This window comes from Williamsia serinedens (assembly GCF_024171725.1).
Taxonomy (GTDB): Bacteria; Actinomycetota; Actinomycetes; order Mycobacteriales; family Mycobacteriaceae; genus Williamsia_A; species Williamsia_A serinedens.
On the sequence record NZ_JAMTCG010000007.1, the window covers coordinates 216,648 to 231,974 of the forward strand.

General features: G+C 70.5%; 14 protein-coding genes and 1 other RNA gene. 12 read left to right on the plus strand and 3 right to left on the minus strand.

What is annotated here, in order from left to right:
* Window positions 1-50: 50 nt before the first annotated feature.
* Window positions 51-1,652, minus strand: a complete 1,602-nt coding sequence (locus LX12_RS19000) for an alpha/beta hydrolase (RefSeq protein WP_253656157.1) — start codon at window positions 1,650-1,652, stop codon at window positions 51-53.
* Between the two features lie 182 nt (window positions 1,653-1,834).
* Between LX12_RS19000 and panB the strand changes: the two genes are divergently transcribed.
* The 3 genes from panB to LX12_RS19015 all read left to right on the plus strand — a co-directional run bounded on the left by panB (window position 1,835) and on the right by LX12_RS19015 (window position 5,223).
* A complete protein-coding gene (panB, locus tag LX12_RS19005) occupies window positions 1,835-2,686 on the plus strand; it encodes a 3-methyl-2-oxobutanoate hydroxymethyltransferase (RefSeq protein ID WP_253656158.1) in 852 nt (283 codons plus the stop codon).
* A gap of 63 nt (window positions 2,687-2,749) precedes the next feature.
* Window positions 2,750-3,727 carry a prolyl aminopeptidase gene (pip, locus tag LX12_RS19010; protein WP_253656159.1) on the plus strand — a complete coding sequence of 326 codons (978 nt, stop codon included), beginning with the start codon at window positions 2,750-2,752 and terminating at the stop codon, window positions 3,725-3,727.
* Window positions 3,724-5,223 (plus strand): CYTH and CHAD domain-containing protein, encoded by a 1,500-nt coding sequence (locus LX12_RS19015; RefSeq protein ID WP_253656160.1) that lies wholly within the window; start codon window positions 3,724-3,726, stop codon window positions 5,221-5,223. Before pip ends, LX12_RS19015 begins: the two co-directional genes overlap by 4 nt.
* Window positions 5,224-5,226: 3 nt before the next feature.
* Here LX12_RS19015 and rnpB read toward each other — a convergent pair.
* Window positions 5,227-5,636, minus strand: an RNA gene (gene rnpB / locus LX12_RS19020) — RNase P RNA component class A.
* A gap of 52 nt (window positions 5,637-5,688) precedes the next feature.
* On the opposite strand from rnpB, the gene LX12_RS19025 reads away from it, so the two are divergent.
* The gene (locus LX12_RS19025) at window positions 5,689-6,207 is read left to right on the plus strand and encodes a DUF1697 domain-containing protein (protein WP_253656161.1); all 519 of its coding nucleotides are present in this window, start codon (window positions 5,689-5,691) and stop codon (window positions 6,205-6,207) included.
* Window positions 6,208-6,226: 19 nt separating this feature from the next.
* A complete protein-coding gene (locus LX12_RS19030; RefSeq protein WP_253656162.1) occupies window positions 6,227-7,453 on the plus strand; it encodes an SLC13 family permease in 1,227 nt (408 codons plus the stop codon).
* A 391-nt stretch (window positions 7,454-7,844) separates the two neighbouring features.
* Here LX12_RS19030 and LX12_RS19035 read toward each other — a convergent pair whose 3' ends face one another.
* On the minus strand, window positions 7,845-8,570 hold the full coding sequence (locus LX12_RS19035; RefSeq protein WP_253656163.1) for a TetR family transcriptional regulator: 726 nt from the start codon (window positions 8,568-8,570) through the stop codon (window positions 7,845-7,847).
* A 122-nt stretch (window positions 8,571-8,692) separates the two neighbouring features.
* Between LX12_RS19035 and LX12_RS19040 the strand changes: the two genes are divergently transcribed.
* The 7 genes from LX12_RS19040 (at window position 8,693) to LX12_RS19070 (ending at window position 15,324) form a co-directional block, all read left to right on the plus strand.
* Window positions 8,693-9,472: an SDR family NAD(P)-dependent oxidoreductase gene (locus tag LX12_RS19040; RefSeq protein ID WP_253656164.1), complete on the plus strand. Its 780-nt coding sequence runs from the start codon at window positions 8,693-8,695 to the stop codon at window positions 9,470-9,472.
* 50 nt (window positions 9,473-9,522) lie between these two features.
* Entirely contained in the window at window positions 9,523-10,512 is a 990-nt protein-coding gene (locus LX12_RS19045) for an SDR family oxidoreductase (RefSeq protein ID WP_253656165.1), read from the plus strand.
* Window positions 10,513-10,703: 191 nt separating this feature from the next.
* Window positions 10,704-11,969 (plus strand): cytochrome P450, encoded by a 1,266-nt coding sequence (locus LX12_RS19050; RefSeq protein ID WP_253656166.1) that lies wholly within the window; start codon window positions 10,704-10,706, stop codon window positions 11,967-11,969.
* A 98-nt stretch (window positions 11,970-12,067) separates the two neighbouring features.
* Complete coding sequence (locus tag LX12_RS19055; RefSeq protein ID WP_253656167.1) at window positions 12,068-12,865, plus strand: SDR family oxidoreductase; 798 nt, start codon at window positions 12,068-12,070, stop codon at window positions 12,863-12,865.
* Window positions 12,866-12,886: 21 nt separating this feature from the next.
* Window positions 12,887-13,645, plus strand: a complete 759-nt coding sequence (locus tag LX12_RS19060; protein WP_253656168.1) for a 1-acyl-sn-glycerol-3-phosphate acyltransferase — start codon at window positions 12,887-12,889, stop codon at window positions 13,643-13,645.
* On the plus strand, window positions 13,642-14,607 hold the full coding sequence (locus LX12_RS19065; RefSeq protein WP_253656169.1) for an alpha/beta fold hydrolase: 966 nt from the start codon (window positions 13,642-13,644) through the stop codon (window positions 14,605-14,607). Before LX12_RS19060 ends, LX12_RS19065 begins: the two co-directional genes overlap by 4 nt.
* A 69-nt stretch (window positions 14,608-14,676) precedes the next feature.
* Window positions 14,677-15,324 carry a TetR/AcrR family transcriptional regulator gene (locus tag LX12_RS19070; protein WP_253656170.1) on the plus strand — a complete coding sequence of 216 codons (648 nt, stop codon included), beginning with the start codon at window positions 14,677-14,679 and terminating at the stop codon, window positions 15,322-15,324.
* The last annotated feature ends 3 nt before the right edge of the window (window positions 15,325-15,327 follow it).

Genomic DNA, 15,327 nt, shown 5'->3' on the forward strand with positions numbered 1-15,327 from the left:
TGTGAGATCCCGAAGCCCCGGCGGCATCGCGAACCCATCCCGTCATCCGATCAACAGGTCAGTCCCTCGGCGGGTGGGGTGAGGTCGAGAAGGTAGCGGGTGAGGGGCCCGTCGAGGCACTGGTCGCCCTCGAACGACGCGGTGTGCTGCGTCCCGCGGAACGTCACGAGACGGGCGTTCAGCTGCCTCGCCAGCGACACCCCCGCCGCGTACGGCGTGGCCGGGTCGTCGGTCGTCGACACGACGACGGTGGTCGCCAGACCCGGTGCGCTGATGCGGTGCGGCTGCGAGGTGGGCGGCACGGGCCAGAAGGCGCACTCGTCGGCCGCGCCCCGGCCCGACCCCCGGCCGTCGTCGCGGAACGGGGCCGTCCGGCGCAACTCGGTGTCGAGGCGGTCGAGGGTGGCGCGGTCGGTGATGGCCGGTCCGTCGACGCACCGGATCGCGGTGAAGGCGTCGGCGGTCGTGTCGTACCTGCCCGAGCGGTCCCGACCCTCGTACAGGTCGGCGAGCCGGAGCATCGTGTCCCCGCGTCCGTCGGTCAGCTCCGCGAGGCCGTCCCGCAGGTACTTCCACAGACTCGGGGCGTACAGCGCCTGACCGGTCGCGGTGATCGCGTCGCCGTAGGAGAGGCCGCGGGGGTCGCGGGTGCTCGCAGGGCGACCGATCAGCGAGCGCACCAGCGTGACGTAGCGCTCCGTCGCCCGCGCGGGATCGGTACCGAGCGCGCAGCCCCGCTGGGTCACGCAGTCGGCGGCGAAGTCGTCGAAGGCCCGCTGGAACCCGGTGTTCTGGGCGACGATGTCGTCGACGGGATCCGTCGACGGGTCGACCGCGCCATCGTTGATCATCGCCCGCACCCGCGTCGGGTGGCGCTCGGCGTAGCGCGCGCCGATGAGGGTGCCGTAGGAGTAGCCGAGATAGTTGACCTGCTGCTGACCGAGCGCGCCGCGCAGCACGTCGATGTCGTCGACGACGTCGCTGGTGCCGAGGTGTGCGAGGAAGTCACGGCCCATCGCGGCCAGGCACTCCTGCCCGACGGCGGCGTTGCGCTGCTCGGTCGCGGCGATCCCGGCGGGCGAGGTGTCGACCCAGTCCTTGGCGCGGACCTCGTCACGCTGCGCGTCGGTGCGGCAGCGCACCGCCGGCGTCGACCGCCCGACACCGCGCGGGTCGAACCCGACGACGTCGAGGGAGTCCCCGACCGGTTCGCGGGCGAACTGCGCTGCGGTACCGGCCATGTAGTCGACGCCCGACACGCCCGGTCCCCCCGGGTTGGTGACGAGCACCCCGGTCGACTGCTTTGCCGCGCGCAGTCGGAACACGGCAAGCGACGCCGTCGCGCCATCGGGGCGGTTGTAGTCGATCGGCACGGTCACGCGGCCGCAGTCGCTCCGGTCGGGCGGGTAGTCGCCGTCGGGGGCCATCTCGGCGCAACTCCCCCACGCGATGCGCTGCGTGTAGAACCGCGCCAGCGGGCCGGACGTCGGGGATGGGCGCGTCGCGCTCACCGACGACGTCGTCGAGGAACCGACCGCGTCGGGACCGAGGCGCGCCACGTGAGAACTGCTGCATGCCGCGAGGAGACCGGCACCCACGACGACCACGACGGCGAGGACGAGCGGGACGCGGGCACGCGAGCGGGTCGTCACCCCGCCATCGTGACATGTGTGCGGTACCGGTCCGTCGCGGCGAGCGACCACGCCGGGCCCGCAGTGTGAGGCAGTCCACAATGCGCAGGTCTAGGGGTGCGATCGGCGTGGTGCCACACTTGTCGGGTCAGCTTCCACCCGGGTACTCGCGACGCGAGACCCGAGGCACGAAAGGGACGACGATGTCCGACAGCTCCGACGCGCCCGTGTACGGCTCCTCCTCCGCCGACACCCCGAAGCGCCGCATCACCCGCATCCACCACCTGGCCCAGATGAAGGCCGACGGTGAGCGCTGGTCGATGCTCACCGCCTACGACTACTCCAGCGCGCGCATCTTCGACGAGGCCGGCATCCCGGTGCTGCTCGTCGGCGACTCCGCCGCGAACGTGGTCTACGGCTACGACACCACGGTGCCGGTGACCACCGACGAGATGATCCCGCTGGTCCGAGGCGTCGTCCGCGGCGCCCCGCACGCACTCGTCGTCGCCGACCTCACCTTCGGCAGCTACGAGGGCGGCCCGGCCATGGCGCTCGCGTCGGCCACCCGCTTCTTGAAGGAGGCGGGCGCCCACGCGGTGAAGCTCGAGGGCGGTGAGCGCGTCGCCGACCAGATCGCGACGCTGACGGCCGCGGGCATCCCCGTGATGGCCCACATCGGGTTCACCCCGCAGAGCGTCAACGGCCTCGGCGGGTTCCGCGTGCAGGGCCGGGGCGACGCGGCCGAGCAGCTCGTCGCCGACGCGATCGCCGTCGCCGAGGCCGGTGCGTTCGCGGTCGTCATGGAGATGGTCCCGGCCGACCTGGCCGGTCAGATCACCCGCAAGCTGACCATCCCGACGGTCGGCATCGGCGCTGGCAACGAGACCGACGCGCAGGTGCTGGTGTGGCAGGACATGGCGGGCATGACCCACGGCAAGACCGCCAAGTTCGTCAAGCGGTTCGGTGACGTCGGCAGCGAGTTGCGCCGCGCCGCCGAGCAGTACGCCGACGAGGTCCGTCGCGGCACGTTCCCGGGACCCGAGCACAGCTACTGACAGCCGGGGCGCCCGCGGGCGTTCTGTCGGGATCGGCGCGCGGCACTTGGCATGATGGTGCCCATGCGCGAGCTCTATCCCCCGATCGAGCCCTACTCGACCGAGATGCTCGACGTCGGTGAGGGACAACGGATCCACGTCGAGTGCAGTGGCTCCCCCGACGGCAAGCCCGTGGTGTTCGTGCACGGCGGTCCCGGTGGCGGCACCTCGCCGGAGCAGCGTCGCTTCTTCGACCCCGACGCCTATCGCATCGTGCTGTTCGACCAGCGGGGGTGCGGCCGGTCGACGCCGCACATCGCCGACGGCGCCGACCTGTCGGTCAACACCACCGACCGTCTCGTCGCGGACATGGAGCGGATCCGCACGCACCTCGGCATCGAGCGATGGCAGGTCTTCGGCGGCTCGTGGGGGTCGACGCTCGGCCTGACCTACGCACAGACCCACCCCGAGCGCGTCACGGAGCTGGTGTTGCGCGGCATCTTCCTGCTGCGGCGCAGCGAGATCGACTGGTACTACAACGGCGGCGCGGCGAACCTCTACCCCGATCTGTGGGAGCAGTACCTCGCGCCGATCCCGGAGTCGGAGCGCGACGGCGACCTCGTCGCCGCCTATGCGCGTCTGCTCGCCTCCGACGACCAGGCGACGAGGGAGGGCGCGGCGACCGCGTGGACGAACTGGGAACAGTCGACGTCGCATCTCCTCCCCCGCCCCGACGACGGCGAGATCGACGTGCGCTTCGACCTCGCGTTCGCGCGGATCGAGAACCACTACTTCACCCACGGCGGTTTCCTCGACGACGGCCAGTTGCTCCGCGACATCGACCGCATCGCACACATCCCCGGGGTGATCGTCCAGGGCCGCTACGACGTCGTCTGCCCGGTGCGCAGCGCGTGGGATCTCCATCGCGCGTGGCCGTCGGCGCAGCTGCACATCGTCGACGACGCGGGGCATTCCTCGTTCGAGAAGGGCATCGTCCACCACCTCGTCGAGGCCACCGACGGCCTCCGCGACACCGGCACCCGGGAAGGGACTTCGGCGTGAGCGCCACCGAGCACCTCGAGATCGAGCTCAAGTTCGACGTCGACCCCGGCCGACCCGTCCCCGACCTCACCCGCCTGCCCGGGGTCGAGACCGTGACCGGTCCGATCGAGGAGAACCTCGACGCGACCTACTACGACACCGAGAACCTCGACCTCACCGACCACCGGATCACGTTGCGTCGCAGGGAGGGCGGGCACGACGAGGGGTGGCACCTCAAACGTCCGGGTGACGCCGGCGGACGTCGGGAACTGCACGCCCCGCTCGCTCCCCCGGCCGAGGGCGCCGACCACGACACCACCGTGCCGAGCGATCTGCTCGACCCGGTGCGGGTGCACGTGCGTGCGCGACGGCTCGACCCGGTCGCGGCGATCGGGACCCGTCGGACGATCCACGAGGCGCGCGACGCCGACGACCGTGTCCTCGCGCTGCTGTGCGCCGACGTCGTGACGGCGCGGTCGCTGCTGCCCGGCGGGAGCTGCCACACGTGGGCGGAGTGGGAGTTCGAACTCGTCGACGGCGACACCGACCTCCTCGACGAGGCCGACGCCCTGCTCCGTGAGGCCGGCGCCCGGACCGCGTCGGCCGCCTCCAAGCTCGCCCGCGCGATCGGCGCGACCCCCGGTCACGGCGGTGCGCCGACCGTCCGTTCGACGGGGACCGCACTCGAACTCGTCGTCGCCGAACTCGCCCGGCATCGCGAACAGCTCGTCGAGTTCGACCCGCGCGTCCGCGCCGACGAGGAGGACGCCGTCCACCAGATGCGCGTGGCGACGCGCCGTCTGCGCAGTGTGCTGCGCGCGTTCCGCGGGGTGATCGACGGGCCGAAGGTCGACCGCCTCGACGCCGAACTGAAGGAGCTGGCCGCGATCCTCGGTGTCGTGCGCGACGCCGAGGTCACCGCCGACCGCTACCGGGAGTTGCTCGTCGACGAGGACGCCTCCGATGCCGTGAACGACAGGCTCGTCGGCGAGCAGATGCGGCGCCGGGCACGCGGGCAGCGGTCGGCGGTCGCCGCGCTGAACAGCGCGCGGTACTTCTCACTGCTCGACGCACTCGACGACCTGCTGGTGCGCCCGCCCGCCGGCGAGGACGCCGAGGTCGGCGCGAAGAAGGCACTGCGGGACGCCGTGCGCGGCAGCGCACGGAAGGTCCGGAAAGCCCAGAGAAAGGCCGACCGGATGGACACGGACTCGCCGGAGTGGGTCGAGCAGATGCACACCGTCCGCAAGCGGGCGAAGCGCCTGCGGTACGTCGCGGAGTCGGGCTCGGCACTCGGGACGAAGAAGTACGCGCAGACGGCGTCGGCGGCGAAGAAGATCCAGTCGGCCCTCGGCGACTCCAACGACGCGGCGCTGAGCCGCGACCTGATCGCCGAGGTGGCCCGCACGGTCACCGACCCCGCGGATGCGTTCGTCCTCGGTCGGCTCGACGCGCGGGAGCAGGCGGCCCACGACGAGGCGCTGCGCCAGTACGCACGTCACGCCGACGACCTGTAGGGGCGAACGAGCCGGCCTGTAAGCCGGATCCTGTCCCGACGCGTGCGTCGGGGGTGACCATCCATCTGGACACACCGTCGCCGGGTGCCTCGTGCGGTCCACCCGCAGGCCGGGGCGAGCAACCCCATGCGCCTGCGCAGCCGCACCGGTGAGGGTGCGACCTTCGACCTTGCTCCGGGCGGGGTTTACCGAGCCGCCGTGGTCACCCACGGCGCTGGTGCGCTCTTACCGCACCGTTTCACCGTCACCGGCCCTCGCGGGTCGGCGGTCTGTTCTCTGTGGCACTGTCCCGCGGGTCGCCCCGGGTTGCTGTTGGCAACCGCCCTGCTCTGTGGAGTCCGGACTTTCCTCGACATCGGGCGCGCCGCCACTCCGGCGGCCGTCCCCGACGCCGCGATCACCCGGCCGACTCGTTCGCCCCGTCATCGTAGACATGTGCGACGGCGCACCCTCTACCCTTGCCCGGTGGCCGAGTACGTCGCCCTCCTGCGCGGCATCAACGTGGGCGGGATCCGCATCCCGATGGCGGACCTGCGCGCGCTGGTGACCGAACTCGGACACGCTGACGTCTCCACGGTGCTCGCGAGCGGGAACGTCCGGTTCACCAGCGATTCCGACGACGTCGCCGCACTGCGGTCGCAGCTCGAGTCGGCCCTGTCCGATCGGTTCGGGTACGACGCGTTCGCCTTCGTGCACCGGCGCGACCACGTCGCAGCGGTGACCGACGCCTACCCGTTCACCGAGCGCGACGGCGTCCACGCCTACGTGGTGTTCGTGGCCGACCCCGACGTCCTCGACGGCCTGCTCGCCGTCGAGATCGACGCCGAGATCGAGTCCGTCGAACGGGGCGACGGCGTCGTCTACTGGTCGGTGCCGCAGAAGCAGACGCTCACCAGCGCGTTCGGCAAGGAGCTCGGCAAGCCGGGGTACAAGGCGACGACGACCAACCGGAACCTGCGCACCCTGCGCAAGATCCTGGGCTGAGGCACCGGGGACGACGGGGATGGTCGAGGCGGGCGCGGTGGCGCTCATGGTGCTGGCGCTCGCGTTCGCCGTGTGGCGACCGCGGGGGCTTCCCGAGGCGACCGTCGCGGTCCCCGCGGCAGCCGTCGCCATCGCTGTCGGCGCGGTGACCCTGGGCGAGGCGTTCGACGAGATCCGCACGCTGGCGACAACGGTCGCGACGCTCGCCGCCCTGCTCGCCCTCTCGCATGCGTGTGAGGTGCTGGGCGTCTTCGACTGGGTGTCCCGCCAGATCGGCAGGGCGGGTGCCGGCAACGGCCGACGACTGTTCGCTCTCGGATTCGTCGGCGCCGCGGTCACGACCGCCGCCCTGAACCTCGACGCGACCGTCGTCCTGCTGACCCCGGTCCTCATCGCCGTCACCCGTGGTCTGGGTGTTCGTCCACGCCCGCTGTCGGTCGCCACGATCAGCCTCGCCAACGCGGCGTCGTCACTGATGCCGGTCTCGAATCTCACGAACCTGCTGGCGTTCTCGGCCACCGGGCTGAGCTTCGGACGGTTCACCGTCCTCATGGCGCTGCCCTGGCTCGCGACCCTCGTGGTGCAGTACGCGGTGCACCGCTGGTGGTTTCGCGCGGAGATCGCCGACGTCCCCGACCACGACCCACAGGACCCCGGTCCGACGCCGGTGGCCGCGCTCTGCGTCCTCGGCGCCACCCTCGTCGGGTTCGTCCTGTCGTCTCAGGTCGGTGTCGAGCCGGTGTGGTTCGCGACCGCGGGCGCGGTCGTCCTGACCGTCATCGCGGTGGCGCGCAGGGCATCCGGTCCCGTCGGCGTCGTCCGCGCGATCAACCCGCTGTTCTTGCTGTTCGTGTTCGCGCTCGGCGTCCTCGTCGCCGCGATCGCCGACGGCTCGATCGGCCGGTGGCTCGGCGGGATCATCCCGACCGGCAGCGGCCTGCTGGCGCTGCTCGGCGTCGCCGCCATCGGCGCGGTCGTCGCCAACGTCATCAACAACATCCCCGCGACGCTGTTGCTGCTCGCCGCCATGTCGGGGGCACCGACCGTCGCACTGCTCGCGATGCTCCTCGGCGTGAACATCGGCTCGAACCTGACCTACGTCGGTTCGCTGGCGAACCTGCTGTGGCGCCGCATCGTGAGCCGCGACGGCGTCGAGGTCTCCGCAGTCGGGTTCTCCGCCCTCGGACTGGTCGCCGGTCCCCCGTCGATCATCGCGGCCGTCGCTGCGCTCTGGCTGGTGAGCTGAAACCGATCGGCAGGTGACTCAGACCGACCGGTTCTGCCGGGATCGCGACGCGAAGTCCAGTCCACCGCCTCCGGACAACAGGATGAATGCGATCGCACCGCACCCCACGACGAACATCGCGACCATCGGTTCCACCCCTTCGCTGCGAGACGACCTGACAACGGGCGTATCAGCTCGAACGTCGACAACAACGGTATGCGTCAGGCACGCCACCAGACCGGTTCCAGCGGTGCGAGTCTCACTACTCTGCGGGACCAAGAGTGGCTCGCTTCACGACTCGCCCGCGACGTGGTCCGCCTCCCCGGAGCCCACCTGATGAGCCCCACGCCACATCGCGAGCCCGCGGCACAGGTCGGCGTACATGCAGAACGATTGCGGGGAGCCGTCCCACTCAGGCGCGCGTTCGATCGCCGACCATCGCGCTGAGTCGACCGACGGACCCGACAGCGACAGCAGCGTCAGACCCGTCGAACACCGCGGCGTGGATGCCCCGCATCGCGCCGGTGATGATCTGCGCCGACGCACGGACATCGACCCCGGCCACGATCTGACCGGCCTCGACACCGGCCGCGATGAGCGCGGCCACGGCGTCGACGAACGCGGTGTGCCAGTTCTCCGCCGGCCCCTCGCCACGCGGGACACCGACATCGCGGAACAGCACGTGCGACGAGGGCGTCTCGTAGATGCTCCGGGCCGCGATCGTGAGGAACACATCGAGTTGCTCGAGCGGGGTCGCAGGCCACGCGACGTCGTTCGCGGCGGTGCCGATGGAGTCGATCAGTCGCGCGGCCGCGTCGTCGACAGCCGTCTGGAACAACTCCGCTTTACCGGCGAACGCGTGGAACGCGGTGCGCTGCGCGACGCCGGCGCGGGCGGCGACCGCCTCGACCGTGACCGTCGCATACATGTTGTCGCGCAACATGTCCTGTGCAGCGCCGATCAACCGCTCGCGCGTCGACCCGCCTGGGTCGTGACGCGACTCCCTGGCCCAGCGATACAGCGTCGCGCTGTGGACACCCAGTTCCGCTGCCACCGCGTCACTGTCCTCGTCCCCGCCGAAGGCACGGAGAACCGCCGAGTGCCGTTGGGCGGCGGTGAACCTCGACTGACGAGCCACGACGTCAACCTACGAGACCGGCGGCACCGGCGCCACCGTAATACGCGATCGCTTGCACAATGACTGCGAGTTTTGCACTATAGGGCGACCGACCCCGCACGACCGCCGGACAGGGAGGACCCATGGCCTTCACGCCGTCGCGATCACTCATCACCGGTGCGAGCGCCGGGATCGGCACGGCCCTGGCGCGGCGACTCGCCCAACGCGGCTCCGACCTGGTGCTGGTCGCCCGCCGCGAGGATCGGTTGAGCGCGTTGGCATCCGAGCTGGAGGCCGCACACGGGGTCACATGCGAGGTCATCTCCCTGGACCTCTCGGGCGACCGCCCGGGCGCGACGTTGCGGGAACGCGTCGAGGGCGACGTCGACCTGGTGGTCAACAACGCCGGGATCGCCACCCAGGGGTCGTTCCTCGACGCCGACGCCGCCGACCTCGACCGTGTCATCGCGGTCGACATCGCCGCGCTGGTCGACGTGTGTCACGCGTTCCTGCCGGACATGGCCGCGCGTCGTTCCGGCACCATCCTCAACGTGTCGAGCACCACAGCGTTCCAGCCGGTGCCGACCCTCGCGGTCTACGCGGCGGCGAAGTCGTTCGTGCTCAGCTTCACCCAGGCCCTGTGGTGCGAGGCCCGCGAACACGGCGTGCGGGTGATGGCCCTGGCACCCGGACCGACCGAGACCGAGTTCTTCGACGTCATCGGCGAGAACGCCGCCATCGTCGGGGCCATGCAGACCGCCGACCAGGTGGCGCACACGGCACTGTCGGCACTCGACCGGCGATTCCCTCCGCTCTACGTCGTCTCGGGACGACGCAACACCCTGGCCACCGTCGGCGCCCGTGTCGCACCCAAGCGGGTGCTGCTGCCCATCCTCGCGCGGTCGATGCGCGAGTCCACCTGACCCGCCGCCGTTCTCCCGTCTCTAACCACCTCTTCCCAGGAGCATCTCTCATGACCACCGTGCTCGTCACCAGCGCCGCCGGCGGAGTCGGCCGCCCCCTCGTCCGCGGTCTCAGCGCCCGTGGTGTCACCGTCCGCGCCCTCGTCAAGAACGACGCGCAGGCCTCGTTGGCACGGCGTGACGGGGCGACCGAGATCCGCGTGGGCGACATGCGCGACATCGCGGTCCTCGACGAGGCCATCCGCGGCGCCGACGGCATGTATCACGCGGCGCCGACGCAGATCATCGACGAGGGCCCGATCGCGGAGCACATCATCGAGCTGGGCACACGACACGGACTGTCCCACCTCGTCTTCCACTCGGTCATCCACCCGGAGATCACCGAGCTGCCACACCACACGCAGAAGGAGTCCGTCGAGAAGCTGCTCGCGACGCAGTCCATCCCCACGACGATCCTGCGGCCGTCGCACTACATGCAGAACTATCTCGACTTCTGGGAGTTCATCCGGGGCGGTCTGATGCCCTACCCGGTCTCGACCACCAGCCCCATGGGCGTGGTCGACGTCGAGGATGTCGCCGACGCCGCCGCGGTCGTGCTGTCCGCACCCGACGAGCACGTCGGCACGACCTACGACCTGTCGACCGAGACGATCACCCGCGACGAGATGGCGACGGCGTTCGCCGACGCGCTCGGCCACCCGGTGACCGCGTTCCGCCTGCCTCCGACCGCTGTCGTGAACCAGGTCGGTGCCGCCGGCGCCGTTCTCGGCGGGGTGGCGCGTGCGATCCCGACGCTGTCGCCGCGACGCGCGATCCACGTGCTGACGGGGATCAGGGAGGCCCCGAACGCGCGCGGGATCCGGTCCTGGTCGCCGCAGGCGCGGGAGAACTACGTGCAGATGATGACGTACTACGACACCCATGGCCTGCCCGTCGGCGACCTGACGCACCTCCCGGCGCTGCTCGATCGTGCCCCGACCAGCTACCGCGAGTTCGCTCGCCGGGAGGTCGCGCGGCGCGTGGACGGCACCCGTCGCTGACCTCCCCGCGCATCGCCCTCGGTCCTCGTCGCGACCCCTACTGAATCACTGTCAAATACTGCTACCCTCGCGGTGGCCCACCAGACAGCCTCTGACGGCGGGGAGCCACAGCCGGGTCAGAGGGTGATCACACCCGGAGGAGGCAGCCGATGTCGTTTGCCCTGGAGTCCGCTCGCAGACGTACCCACTGGATGGCCACACACGGTCTCGTGCGAGCCGTCGCGCCACTCGGTGCGCGGGTGGGCGACCTGCAGGCCCGTCTGATCAGCGACCCGCAGGTCCGTGTCGACCCGGGCCCGGTACACCGCGAGATCCGCGCACGCGGACCGGTTGCCCGGGGCAGGTTGGCCGATGTCACCGTCGATCACGGCGTGGTGCGAGACGTGTTGCGCTCCGACGATTTCCGTACCACCGGATCGGGTCCGCAGGGGCCGAAGATCATCGACGCCATCGTGCGGCGGACGCGGTCGGACGGCCTGCATCCTTTGCGGCCACCGTCGCTGCTGGCCACGGAACCCCCGTCGCACACGACCTATCGGAGGCTGGTGTCGTCGGTGTTCACCGCGCGGGCGGTCACCGCGATGCGGGACAACGTCGAGCAGACCGCGCACCGGCTCCTCGACGACCTCGACGGCGAGACAGGCGTCGTCGACATCATCGACCGGTACTGCGCACGACTCCCGGTGGCGGTGATCGGTGACATCCTCGGTGTCCCGGAGGACGAGCGCGACCTGGTCCTCCATTTCGGCGAACTCGCCGCCCCCAGCCTGGATCTCGGCCTGTCGTGGTCGGAACACCGCCGCGTCGAGGACGGGCTGACCAAGTTCGTCGAATGGCTTCGCGACCACCTCGCGCGGCTGCGGGACACGCCCGGCGACGACCTCATGAGCCAGCTCATCGCCGCCCGCGACGAGGGGGTCGCACTCACCGAGGAAGAACTGCTGGCGACGGCCGGGCTCGTCCTCGCCGCGGGGTTCGAGACCACGGTGAACATCCTCGGCAGCGGCATCGACCTGTTGACGACACACCGGGACCAGCTCGAGATCCTCACCGCGCAGCGCGATCTCTGGGCCAATGCCGCCGACGAGATGCTCCGCCTCCGAGCACCGGTACAGATGACGGCCCGGTCGGCCGTGCGACCGACCGAGGTCGGCGGGAGGACCCTACCGGCCGACCGGCTCATCCTGCTCGTGCTGGCCGGAGCCAACCGCGACCCGGCCGTGTTCACCGACCCGGACCGCTTCGACGTCACGCGCGAGAACGCGAACAAGCACCACTCCTTCTCCGGGGGTCGACACTTCTGCCTCGGGGCAGCCTTGGCGCGCGCCGAGACCGAGGTCGGTCTGCAGACCCTCTTCGAGCGGTATCCCGACATCGTCCGAGCCGGAGAACCGGTCCGCCGCAACACCCGTGTGTTGCACGGGTACTCGTCGTATCCGGTTCGCCTCCACGGCTGAGCCGACCCGACTCGGTTGACCGGAAGTCAACGACTGCTAAGGTGATGGCCCAGGGGCGGGAGGTCGCTCCGACAATGTCGTCGATCAGTGAGGTCCCCGTGCGAACCGCAGTTGTCACCGGCGCATCGTCCGGGATCGGCAGGGCGACAGCCGCAGCGCTGACCGCCGCCGACTTCAGGGTCATCGGGACCAGCCGCGACAGCCGTTCGGTCGCGGACCCTCTGCCCGGAGTCGAGTACCGCGACCTGGATCTCGCGTCGTCGGAATCGATCAGGTCGTTCGCGGCGGCAGTGTCCGACCTCGAGGTGGACGTCCTGGTGAACAACGCCGGCGAGAGCCAGTGTGGCCCGCTGGAGGAGCTGCCCGCCGACGCGCTCGAGCGGCTCTTCCGGCTGAACGTGCTCGGGCACATCGAGTTGACCCAACTGCTCCTCCCGTCGATGCGTGCGCGCGGGGAGGGGCGGGTGGTGTTCGTCGGCTCGATGCTCGCCAGCTTCCCGCTAGCGTTCCGATCGTCGTACGTGGCGAGCAAGGCCGCCCTGAAGGGTTTCGCGACAGCCGCCCGACTGGAGCTGGCGCCGTTCGGGGTTCACCTCACCACCGTCGAACCCGGCTCGATCGACACGGGCCTGTCCGATCGTCGCACCAAGTACATCGCCGACGACTCGCCGTACCGGCGGGCGTTCACGACCACCGTGGCCGCCCTGGACACCAAGGAATCGCAGGGGATCTCCGCCGATCGCGTCGCGCAGACCATCCTGCGAGCCGCCACCGCACGGCGACCGGAGCCCCTCTACGCGGTCGGCAGCCGAGCGCCTCTGGTCTTCGCCGCGCGCCGCCTGCTCCCCCGCCGGGTCATCGAGTCGGTCATGGCCCGTTCCTACGGCCTGAGCTGAGCAGGAAGACGACAGCTCGCGATGGACGAGGGCGCGCGGAAGGTGCTCGACGCGACGATCGCGGTCGGTCGGCTCTACCACCGGATCACCGCCGAGCAGCGGGCGCCCATGCCCGACGGACCCGTGCTGTTCGTCGCCAACCACGGCTTCGGCGGCGTGTTCGACCTCAACGTGCTCGCCTTCGCGTCGGCCTACGACCAGCTCGACGATCCTCGCGACGTCGCGGTCCTCACCCATCAGATCGCGTGGACACTCGGCGTCGGGCCGCTCCTCGAGAGGCTCGGTTCCGTCCCCGCGAACCACGGCTCCGGACTGCGCGCCCTGCGATCGGGCAAGCACGCGCTGGTGTTCCCCGGCGGCGACATCGACGGGTTCAAATCGTGGACCGATCGGAACAAGGTCCTCTTCGTCGGCCGGACGGGATTCGCGAGGCTCGCGATGGACGCCGACGTACCGATCGTGCCGGTCGTCACCGCCGGTGCGGGCGAGTCCCTCCTCGTGTTGGGCGCCGGCCGACGACTCGCCCGCCTCGCCCGACTCGACCGCCTTCTGCGGGTGAAGACCTTCGCCCTCACGGTGTCACTGCCGTGGGGCATCAACGCCGGCCTGGTGGGGCTGCTGCCCTACCTCCCGCTCCCGACGAAGTTGACGACGACCATCCTCCCGCCGATGCGACACGAACCCGGCGAGTCGGTCGCCGACTACGCAGAGCGTGTCCACTCTGCGATGGCAGTGGAACTCACAGCCCTCACGGCAGAACGGTTGCCGGTGATCGGATGATTCGCGGCGATGGACCCCGGGCCGGCGACGTGTGGGACGGCTATGGCGAAACCCTGACCGGGGCCGTGTCGACGGGCGACTGGATCGCGTCGGTCCGTACCGTCACGACCAGGACGGCGCGGGTGAGGTGTGTCGACGTACCCCACGAGAACGGTCCGACGATCGTTCTCCTACATGGCATCTCGGCGAGCTGGAAATGGTTCGTCCACCTCTTTCCGGCCCTGTCGCAGCGGTATCGGATCCTGGCGGTGGACCTCCCGGGATTCGGCGGGTCGTCGTTCTCGCGGTACCACGTCACCGTCGACCGGCTCGCAGATGCGGTCGTCGACGTGTGCGACGCGCTCGATGTCGAGGCGCCCGTCGTCCTGGGCCACTCGATGGGATCGATGGTGGCCACGCGGGTGGCGGTGCGACACCCGGACCGGTTGGGAAGCCTGATCATCACCGGCGGGCCGATCCTGTCGCTGGTGCACCTCATCCGACAGCCGGTCGAGACGTTCCGCCGCAACCCTCGGGCCGTGGCGACACTGGTGGCCGAGTCCGCGGTGGTGGGTCTGCCACTCCCCCAGCCTGTCGCCTCCCTCATCGCCGGATCAGTGCGCCTGCGCCGAGTTGCGCTGGGCGCTTTCGTCGCTCGGCCCGACCTCCTCGACCCCGACGTCGTCCGCGCCACCATGCAGGATCTGGGTGCGCCCGCGACCTTTCCGGTCCTGGCGTCGACGGTGACCGGCGATCCCGGCCGTGAGCTGGAGAAGGTACGGTGCCCGACGCGGATCCTGCGTGGTGCGGAGGATGCTCTCTCGCCTCGAGACGACGTCGCGCTGTTCCTCTCGAGAGTCCCCACTGCCGACGAGGTCCGATTCGACCACACCGGCCACTGGCCCCACATCGAACGCCCACGCCGGTTCGTGGAGGAGGTGCACCGGTTCGTGTCCCCCGGCGTCGCCCCGATGGAGCTCTGACGTGGCCGGTGGTCCCGGACGGACGCGGCGATAGGATCGCACCGATCAGTCATCAGTGAGGAGCGCGCCGTGCCGAGCCCTTCGCGCAAACCCACGAAGCGGGCAGCGCAGGCGGCCGAGACCAGGGCCCGCCTGATCGACGTCGCCATCGAGGTCTTCTCCGACACCGACTACGAGCAGGTCGCGGTGGCGGAGATCGCGGCCCGCGCGAAAGTCGCGCACGGCCTTCTCTTCCACTACTTCGGCAACAAGCGCGGCATCTACCTCGCCGCGGTCCGAGCCACCGCCGAACAGCTCAACGCCGCGTTCACCTTCGAGCCCGGGGCGACCCCACGGGAGATGATCCGTGGTGCGCTCGGACAACACCTGGCCTATCTTCACCAACATCGCGGCCTCGCATTGCGACTCGTGCTCGGTGGCCGCGGTGTGGACGCCGAGGCCTGGGAGATCTACGAGGCGGGCAGATGGCAGGCCCTCGAGGCGTTCGCCGGGCTCCTCGGGCTGGAGACCACCAACCCGGCGCTGCGCGTCGTGGGTCGTGCGGCCGTCGGCGCCATCGACGAGGCCGTGGTGCAGTGGCTCGACGACACCGACACGGTCGACGCGAACCGGCTCCTGGCGTGGATGGAGGCCCTGATCGTCGCGTGTCTGGGCACCGCGTCGGTCCTCGACGAGACGTTCGACCTCGACGGTGCGCTCCGCACGCTCGACGGCTGATCC

Excerpts from the sequence above, each read along its gene's own strand:
- panB (WP_253656158.1), top strand. The coding sequence starts at position 1,835 with ATGTCCGACAGCTCCGACGCGCCCGTGTACGGCTCCTCCTCCGCCGAC.
- pip (WP_253656159.1), top strand. The coding sequence starts at position 2,750 with ATGCGCGAGCTCTATCCCCCGATCGAGCCCTACTCGACCGAGATGCTC.
- LX12_RS19030 (WP_253656162.1), top strand. The coding sequence starts at position 6,227 with ATGGTCGAGGCGGGCGCGGTGGCGCTCATGGTGCTGGCGCTCGCGTTC.
- LX12_RS19040 (WP_253656164.1), top strand. The coding sequence starts at position 8,693 with ATGGCCTTCACGCCGTCGCGATCACTCATCACCGGTGCGAGCGCCGGG.
- LX12_RS19045 (WP_253656165.1), top strand. The coding sequence starts at position 9,523 with ATGACCACCGTGCTCGTCACCAGCGCCGCCGGCGGAGTCGGCCGCCCC.
- LX12_RS19050 (WP_253656166.1), top strand. The coding sequence starts at position 10,704 with ATGGCCACACACGGTCTCGTGCGAGCCGTCGCGCCACTCGGTGCGCGG.
- LX12_RS19060 (WP_253656168.1), top strand. The coding sequence starts at position 12,887 with ATGGACGAGGGCGCGCGGAAGGTGCTCGACGCGACGATCGCGGTCGGT.
- LX12_RS19065 (WP_253656169.1), top strand. The coding sequence starts at position 13,642 with ATGATTCGCGGCGATGGACCCCGGGCCGGCGACGTGTGGGACGGCTAT.